We start from the raw sequence: 1,883 nt of genomic DNA, 5'->3' as shown, positions 1-1,883 counted from the left end.
CATCAGCAGGACACCGAGGTAAGTCATGCAGGCGACTTGCGCTTCATGAGGGCGGCTTCACCCACTCCCCTCACGCGGTGAATCCCGTCATGACCTGGCGCGTTCCCTTTGGTGGCCTTCCATGCCCAGCGCTGCTGGAAGACGGCGAAGGCGGCAAGCACGCCATACAGCACCAAGGCATACGCACCCGCCAGGATGCCCAGCATGGCGTCGGCATCGTGGAGCTGCACGGCCCCGGCGCCATACAGGGCAATGCAGCCGAAGAGGCAGAGGCCGGCCATCTGGATGCGATCACTCGGTCGGGTCAATGCCCAGACGATCGCTGCAAGCACGGCAAGGCTGAAGGCAACTCCAGCGGCGGCGAGGATGAGGTAGACGATCACGCCGGCATTCTCGGCGAGTTTGACCTTCCCGCACCAGGTACGCCCGATGGATCACCGAGAGCCCGGATGCCCATCCGGAGGCCGCTCCCGGATTCGCATCCGGGCTACGAACTTCGGGCGCTCCGCGGCGCCTTCTTCGCGACCGGTGGCCGCGAACGCATCACCCGCACCGGCCGATCTTGCGCGCCCATGCCCAGCAGCGAGGCGGCCACCGTCGGCACGGTGATCGCGTCCTGCAGCGTCATCGCGTCGAGTTCGGCCATGAAGGCGTCGACCGCACGGGCCAGCACGCGCTTCAGGTTGCAGGCCGCGTAGATCCGGCAGCCGTGCGGCACCGCACTGTCGTGGCACGCGACCACCGCGAAGTCCTTCTCGGCCATGCGCACGATGTCGCCGATCGAGATCTCGTTCGGCGGGCGGGCCAGCATCGCACCGCCGGCACGGCCCCGCGTCGTCGCGATGAAACCGTTCAGGCCGAGCTCGTGGACGATCTTGGTCAGGTGGTTGCGCGAGATGTCGTACGCGCCGGCCATCTCGTCGATGGTCGCGACACGACCCGTCGGCCACGCCACCGCGAGGTACATCATCACGCGCAGCGTGTAGTCGGTGTAGACGGTCAGGCGCACAGGACGCTCCAGCAAACAAGCATGCCGGAGTTTACTTTGGGGTGGGACAAAGTGGCATGCCTTCTTTCTTGCCATGGCGGGCCTGCCGGATTTAAGATGCAGATTAAATACATCAATAAACGCCCACCATGTCCACGCCCGCCGCCTCCTCGTTCCGTCCCATCCGCGTCGCCGTCCCGTCGCCGCGGGCGAAGCCACCGGCGCCTCGCGGGTGGCCGCTGCTGAGGCTGGGCTTCCGCCCGTTCTACCTGGCGGCCGCGACGGGTGCGGTCGCGCTGATGGCGGCCTGGTTCTTCGTCTTCACTGGCCGCCTCGCGCTGCCCGGCACGCTCGCCCCCGCGCTGTGGCATGCGCACGAGATGATCTTCGGCGTCGTCAGCGCGGTGGTGATCGGCTTCCTGCTCACCGCCGGCCGCCTGTGGACGCAACTGCCGACGCCGCGCGGCGGCCTGCTCGGCGCGCTGGCCGCGCTGTGGCTGGTCGCGCGCGTGGCCGGGCTGTGGGCGCCCTACCCGATGTTCTTCCTGCTCGACGTGACCCTGCTGCCGCTGGTGGCCGCGCTGTTCGCCGACCTGGTGATCCGCTCGCGCAACCTGCGCAATGCCGGCATCGCCGTGCTGCTCGCGCTGCTGGGCCTCGCGAACCTCGGCTTCCACCTCGCGGCCAGCGGTGCGCTGGCGTTCGATGCGATGGCGCCGCTGCACGCCGGCCTGGCCCTCATCGTCGTGCTGGAGACGGTGATGGGCGGCCGCGTGATCCCGGCCTTCACGATGAACGCGACGCCCGGGCTGCAACTGAGGGCCTCGCCGCTGCGCGACCGCATCGCGCTGGTCGCCACCGTCGGCGGGCTGGCGCTGTGGGTGGCGGGCGAGAC

Annotated in this window: 3 protein-coding genes; 1 reads left to right on the top strand and 2 read right to left on the bottom strand. The window is 68.9% G+C overall.

Features of this window, described 5'->3' with window-relative positions; genetic code table 11:
• Nucleotides 1-23: 23 nt before the first annotated feature.
• Both AC1D01_RS32675 and AC1D01_RS32670 read right to left on the bottom strand, forming a co-directional pair.
• The gene (locus AC1D01_RS32675; RefSeq protein ID WP_477873650.1) at nucleotides 24-383 is read right to left on the bottom strand and encodes a hypothetical protein; all 360 of its coding nucleotides are present in this window, start codon (nucleotides 381-383) and stop codon (nucleotides 24-26) included.
• A gap of 104 nt (nucleotides 384-487) precedes the next feature.
• The gene (locus tag AC1D01_RS32670) at nucleotides 488-1,009 is read right to left on the bottom strand and encodes an RrF2 family transcriptional regulator (protein ID WP_477873649.1); all 522 of its coding nucleotides are present in this window, start codon (nucleotides 1,007-1,009) and stop codon (nucleotides 488-490) included.
• A 128-nt stretch (nucleotides 1,010-1,137) separates the two neighbouring features.
• Here AC1D01_RS32670 and AC1D01_RS32665 point away from each other — a divergent pair.
• On the top strand, nucleotides 1,138-1,883 hold a 746-nt coding region (locus tag AC1D01_RS32665), incomplete at its 3' end, for an NnrS family protein (protein ID WP_477873648.1).

It is taken from the genome of Rhizobacter sp. P3_B12 (genome assembly GCF_056402895.1).
The sequence above is the reverse complement of the archived record's forward strand: the minus strand, read 5'-3'. Positions and strand labels throughout refer to the sequence as shown.